The 6328-nt window shown below is 68.8% G+C and carries 3 protein-coding genes and 1 pseudogene; 3 read left to right on the forward strand and 1 reads right to left on the reverse strand.

The window, feature by feature from the left end:
• Positions 1 to 634 (reverse strand): annotated as a pseudogene (locus tag ACIRDX_RS19280) (hypothetical protein); the annotation flags it as partial.
• Positions 635 to 731: 97 nt separating this feature from the next.
• Here ACIRDX_RS19280 and aceE point away from each other — a divergent pair.
• The 3 genes from aceE to ACIRDX_RS19295 all read left to right on the forward strand — a co-directional run.
• Positions 732 to 3407, forward strand: coding sequence for a pyruvate dehydrogenase (acetyl-transferring), homodimeric type (gene aceE / locus ACIRDX_RS19285; RefSeq protein ID WP_396627064.1), 2676 nt, complete (start codon positions 732 to 734; stop codon positions 3405 to 3407).
• A 19-nt stretch (positions 3408 to 3426) separates the two neighbouring features.
• Entirely contained in the window at positions 3427 to 5100 is a 1674-nt protein-coding gene (locus ACIRDX_RS19290; protein ID WP_396627065.1) for a dihydrolipoyllysine-residue acetyltransferase, read from the forward strand.
• 148 nt (positions 5101 to 5248) lie between these two features.
• Positions 5249 to 6328: dihydrolipoyl dehydrogenase family protein (locus ACIRDX_RS19295; RefSeq protein WP_396627066.1), on the forward strand; the 1080-nt coding region annotated here is incomplete at its 3' end.

A 6328-nucleotide genomic window follows, 5' to 3' on the forward strand; every position in this document is an offset into this window, starting at 1 on the left:
CCTTCGCGGCGGCGCGGAGGTGCTCGGCCATCAGGGCGAGCTCGCCCTGGTACTCCACGGTGTAGGGCACCGCCATGAACTTTCCGTCCATGCCGCGACGGATGGTGGTGAAGAAGCCCTGCGCCTGGGCCTTCTCGGCGGGCGACAGGCCGGCGATCCACTGCTCGATGTCGGCCTTGCTGGCGCCGGACGGGTAGAAATTGGCGCCGTGGGGCTTCTCACCGACGCCGGGCACGAACGGGGCGGCGGCGTCGAGCCGCGACCAGGGCCCCTTGTTGAGGAGGAAGTACCGGAGCCTGGCCTGGCCCTCAGGTGTCCGGTCGCCCTGCAACTGGAGGAGCAGCGCCGGGTTGCCGGCGTAGACCTGGCGCAGGAACAGCCCGTCGACGACGCGGGCGGCCTCGATCAGGTGCCGCAGGGCGGTCCGTTCCGACTCGGGCAGCCCGGCGAGGTCGGCGCCGATGTCGGCCGGGGCGAAACGGCTCGCCATGGCCTGAAGGTTCTGGCGGACGGGTGGGGCCGCCTGGCCGGTCGCCCGCGCTTCGGGGCGGGCCGGCATGACCGCAAGGGCGGCCGCACAGGCGAGGACGGCCAGGCCGATGCCGGCGGGGGGAACACGTCTGGTACCCATCATGCGGCGAATGATAATGTAAACCGTTGTTCATACTCCGGTGCAGTCCGGATGCGGACTCTGCCGCGCAGCCCGCCTGGCTACAGGACTCAGAATTCTCATGACCAACGGCCCCCAGGACGTTCAGGACACCACCGCAATCGAGACTCAGGAGTGGATCGACTCGCTCGACTGGGTCATCCAGCACGAAGGCCGCGAGCGCGTGGCGCAATTGCTCGATGCGCTCGAGTCGTACGCGCGCCACAAGGGCGTGCCGCTCCCGTTCTCGGCCCAGACGCCATACATCAACACCATCTCGCCGGAGCACCAGCAGCCGTTCCCGGGGAGCCGCGAGATCGAGCGCCGCATCAAGAGCCTCGTGCGCTGGAACGCGATGGCGATGGTCGTCCGCGCCAACAAGAACTCCGACGGCATCGGCGGCCACATCTCGACGTTCGCCTCGTCGGCCACGCTGTACGAGGTGGGCTTCAACCACTTCTTCCACGGCCCGGATCACCCGGACGGCGGCGACCTGGTGTTCTTCCAGGGCCACGCCTCGCCGGGCATCTACGCCCGTGCCTTCCTCGAAGGCCGGCTCACCCAGCAGCAGCTCGAGAACTTCCGCCGCGAACTCGCCGAGGGTGGCGGCCTGTCGTCGTACCCGCACCCGTGGCTCATGCCGAACTTCTGGCAGGTGCCGACGGTATCGATGGGCCTCGGGCCGATCATGGCGATCTACCAGGCGCGCTTCTGGCGCTACCTGGAGAACCGCGGCCTGAAGAAGACCACGAAGAACAAGGTGTGGGCGTACCTCGGCGACGGCGAGACCGACGAGCCGGAGACGCTCGGCGCGCTGACGCTGGCGTCGCGCGAGAAGCTCGACAACCTCATCTTCGTCATCAACTGCAACCTGCAGCGTCTCGACGGCCCCGTCCGCGGCAACGGCTCCATCATCCAGGAGCTCGAGGGCGCGTTCCGGGGGGCCGGCTGGAACGTCATCAAGGTGATCTGGGGCAGCGAGTGGGACGACCTGCTCGCGCGCGACAAGACCGGCCTGCTGGCGCAGCGCATGGCCGAGATCGTCGACGGCGAGTACCAGCGCCTGTCGGTGTCCGATGGCGCCTACATGCGCGCGAAGTTCTTCGGCAAGTACCCGCCGCTGCTCGAGCTCGTGAAGCACCTCTCCGACGACCAGCTGAAGAAGCTGCGGCTCGGCGGCCACGATCCGGAGAAGGTGTACGCGGCCTACAAGCAGGCCACCGAGTCGTCCGGCCGCCCGACCGTGGTGCTCGCGCGCACGATCAAGGGCTACGGCCTCGGTGAGTCGGGCGAGGGCAAGAACCCGACGCACCAGCAGAAGAAGCTGAACGAGGAAGAGGTCCTGAGCTTCCGCACGCGCTTCAACATCCCGCTCAGCGACGAGGACGTGGTCAAGATGCCGTTCTACCGCCCGGCGGAGAACAGCGCGGAGATGACCTACCTGCAGGAGCGGCGCAGCGCGCTCGGCGGCTACCTCCCGCAGCGGCGCACCGAAGTGACCGCGCTCGAGCTCGCGGGTCTCGACGAGTCGTTCGCCGAGTTCCTCAACGGCTCGGATGGCCGCGCCATCTCGACGACGATGGCGTTCGTGCGCATGCTGACCAAGATGCTGCGCGACAAGGAGTTCGGCAAGCTGGTGGTGCCGATCGTCCCCGACGAGGCGCGCACGTTCGGCATGGAGGCGCTGTTCCGCCAGGTCGGCATCTACTCGTCGACGGGCCAGCTGTACGACCCGATCGACAGCGATCAGCTGCTGTACTACAAGGAAGCCAAGGACGGGCAGATCCTCGAGGAGGGCATCACCGAGGCCGGGTCGATGTCGTCGTTCATCGCCGCGGGCACGTCCTACGCGACCCACGGCATCAACGCGATCCCGTTCTACATCTACTACTCGATGTTCGGCTTCCAGCGCGTCGGCGACCTGATCTGGGCCGCCGCCGACATGCGCTCGCGCGGCTTCCTCCTCGGAGGCACCGCCGGCCGTACGACGCTGAACGGTGAAGGGCTGCAGCACCAGGACGGCCACAGCCACCTGATCGCCTCGTCGGTGCCCAACTGCATCGCCTACGATCCGGCGTTCGCCTACGAGATCGCCGTGATCATCAAGGACGGCCTCCGTCGCATGTACCGCGACAACGAGAGCGTCTTCTACTACCTCACCCTGATGAACGGCAACTACGAGATGCCGGCCATGCCCGCCGGTGTCGAGGCGGGGATCCTCAAGGGCCTCTACAAGTACAAGGCGTCGGGCCTGAAGAAGGCCAAGGCGCACGCGCAGCTGCTCGGCAGCGGCGCGATCCTGCCCGGCGTGATCGACGCGGCGGCCATGCTCGAGAAGTACGGCGTCGCCGCCGACGTGTGGAGCGTGACCAGCTACACGGAACTGCAGCGCGACTGCCAGGCCGTGGACCGCTGGAACATGCTGCACCCGGGCGAGAAGCCGCGCACGTCCTGGATCAGCGAGCAGTTGGCCGGCGCGCCGGGCGTGGTCGTGGCAGCCTCCGACTACGTCAAGCTGATGCCGGCCGGCATCGACCACCACGTGTCGCAGCCGACGGCGCTGCTCGGCACCGACGGGTTCGGCCGCAGCGAGAGCCGCGAAGCCCTGCGCGACTTCTTCGAGGTCGATGCACGGCACGTGGTCGCCGCGACGCTGTCGCTCCTCGCGCGCGAGAAGCAGATCGACGCCAAGGTGGCGCAGGCCGCCTTCAAGGATCTCGGCATCAACCCCGAGAAGGCCAACCCCGCGCACGCGTAATCAAGGCATCGCAACGCTCATGGCAAACGAATTCACGCTCCCCTCGCTCGGCGACAACGTCAAGGCGGGGGATGTGCTCCGGGTGCTGGTCAAGGCCGGCGACGTGGTGGCGGTCGACCAGGCGGTGCTCGAACTCGAGACCGACAAGGCGACGGTCGAGGTGCCCTCGTCGATCGCCGGCACGGTGGCCGAGGTCCGGGTCAAGGACGGCGATCGCATCAACGTGGGGCAGGTGGTGTTCACGGTGACCGGGGAGGGTGCCGCTGCCGCGCCGGTGGCCACGGCCGCTGCCGCCGCACAGGCTCCGGCCGAGCCCCCGCCGACGCCGCCTCCGGCGGCTGCGGCGCCCGCGCCATCTGCGCCGACCGGCGGTGGGCGCATCGAGGTGACGGTGCCCTCGCTCGGCGAGAACGTGAAGGGCGGCGACGTCCTCAAGGTGCTCGTCAAGGTCGGCGACGCGGTGTCGCAGGACCAGGGCATCCTCGAGCTCGAGACCGACAAGGCGACCGTCGAAGTGCCGTCGCCCTCGGCGGGGACGGTGAAGGAAGTCTCGGTCAAGGACGGCGACAAGGTTGCGGTGGGGCAGGTCGTGCTCGTGCTCGACGGCGCCGTCCAGACCGCGTCGGCGCCGCCAGCCACGGTGGCGGCGGTGCAGCCGACCGTCCCCGAGCTCAGGGCCGAGCGCGGGCTGCCCATGGCGCCGGTCCCGGGGCACGTGTCGGTGGCGACGCGTGGTCCCGCGGTGCCGCTGCCGTCTGGCGGCGTGGCGCCGCCGCGCCCGAACGTGCCTGCCGCGCCGTCGGTGCGCCGGCTCGCGCGCGAGCTCGGGCTCGACATCGCCGACGTGCCCGGCACGGGCAAGGGTGGCCGCATCAGCGAGGATGACGTCCGCGCCCACGCCAAGAACGTGATCACGGGCCAGGTCGCCGGCCCCGCCGGCCTGGTGGGCCGCGCGGCCGGGTTCGCCTCAGAGCCGCTGCCCGACTTCAGCCAGTTCGGCGCCATCGAGCGCAAGCCGATGCGCGGTATCCGCCGCAAGACGGCCGAGCACATGGTGGCCAGCTGGCACACCATCCCGCACGTCACGCAGTGCGAGAAGGTGGACATCACGGCGCTCGAGCAGCTGCGCAAGCAGTTCGGCAAGCGCGTCGAGGCCGGCGGTGGCAAGCTCACCGTCACGTCGATCATCACCAAGGTGATCGCGGTGGCGATGCGCAAGTTCCCGCAGTTCAACTCGTCGGTCGACCTGGCCAAGGAAGAGGTCGTCTACAAGTCGTACGTCAACGTCGGCATCGCCGTGGACACCGAGCGCGGGCTGCTCGTGCCGGTCCTGCGCGACGTCGACACCAAGTCGATCACCCAGATCTCGTCCGAGATCGCGCAGCTGGCGGAGAAGGCCCGCGCCGGCAAGCTGTCGATGGACGAGATGTCGGGCGGCTGCTTCACCATCACCAACCTCGGCGGCATCGGCGGCACGCACTTCACGCCGATCGTCAATCACCCCGAGGTGGCGATCATGGGCATGTCGCGCTCGGCGATGGAGCCGGTGTGGAACGGCGAGAGCTTCGAGCCGCGGCTGATGTTGCCGCTCTCGCTCTCGTACGACCACCGGATCATCGACGGCGCCGACGCGATGCGCTTCCTCCGCTTCGTCGCGGAAGCGCTCGAGCAGCCGTTCTTGCTGGCGCTCTAACAGGCTCAGGGCCCAAGGCTCAGGGCTCACAAAACCGGGCTCAAGGCTCAAGGCTCAGGGTTCTAGAAGAAGTCCCAAGGTTCAAGGGTTCGAGGCTCGGAATGCTTTCTGAGCCCTGAGCCCTGAGCCCTGAGCCGCAAGGATTCCTATGGCAGACACCACTCCGCTCGTCGTCCTGGGCGCGGGCCCTGGCGGCCACGCCGCCGCGTTCCTCGCCGCCGACCTCGGCATGTCGGTCGTCCTCATCGACGAGGAGGCCAATCCGGGCGGCGTGTGCACGTACCGCGGCTGCATCCCGTCCAAGGCGCTGCTGCACGTCGCCAAGCTGCTCGAGGAGACCAAGCACGCCTCGGCGTGGGGCATCGACTTCGGCGCCCCTTCCATCGACATCGATCGCCTGCGCAGCTACAAGCAGGGCGTCGTCGACCGCCTGACGGGTGGGCTGGGGCAGCTGACGCGCCAGCGGAAGATCACCTACATCCAGGGCCGCGCGAGCTTCGTCGACGCGCATACCCTGAAGGTGGCGCTCACCGCCGGCGGGGAGCAGGACGTCCGCTTCGAGAAGCTGATCATCGCGACCGGTTCGCGCCCGACGACGCTCCCGAACCTCAACCTGAGCCCGGAGCGCCTGCTCGACTCGACCGGCGCGCTCGAGATGAAGCAGATCCCGAAGCGGCTGCTCGTCATCGGCGGCGGCTACATCGGACTCGAACTCGGTACCGTGTATGCGGCACTCGGCACCGAGGTGTCGGTCGTGGAGATGCTCGACCGCATCCTCCCGGGCGCCGATCGCGACCTCGTGAACGTGCTGGCCAAGCGCATCCGCAAGGTCTGCAAGCAGGTGCTCACGAGCACCAAGGTGGCCAACATCGAGGAGAAGGCCGACGGCGTGCACGTCACCTTCGAGGGCGAGCTGGCCGAGAAGACGCAGGTGTTCGACCAGGTGCTGGTGTCGATCGGGCGCCGCCCCAACGGGCACATCCCGGGCATCGAGGCGACGGGCGTGGAAGTGACCGCGCGCGGCTTCATCACCGTCGACCCGCAGCGGCGGACGACCGTGCCCCACATCTATGCGATCGGCGACGTGGCCGGCGACCCGATGCTCGCGCACAAGGCGACCTACGACGCCAAGATTGCCGTCGAGCACATCGCCGGGCACAAGGTCGCGTTCGAGCCGGCCGCCATCCCCGCGGTCGTGTTCACCGACCCCGAACTGGCGTGGTGCGGC

This window comes from Luteitalea sp., from assembly GCF_044337415.1.
GTDB lineage: Bacteria > Acidobacteriota > Vicinamibacteria > Vicinamibacterales > Vicinamibacteraceae > Luteitalea.

What these genes read in the sequence shown, in the direction of transcription:
- aceE (WP_396627064.1), top strand. Translation starts at nt 732, where the DNA reads ATGACCAACGGCCCCCAGGACGTTCAGGACACCACCGCAATCGAGACT.
- ACIRDX_RS19290 (WP_396627065.1), top strand. Translation starts at nt 3,427, where the DNA reads ATGGCAAACGAATTCACGCTCCCCTCGCTCGGCGACAACGTCAAGGCG.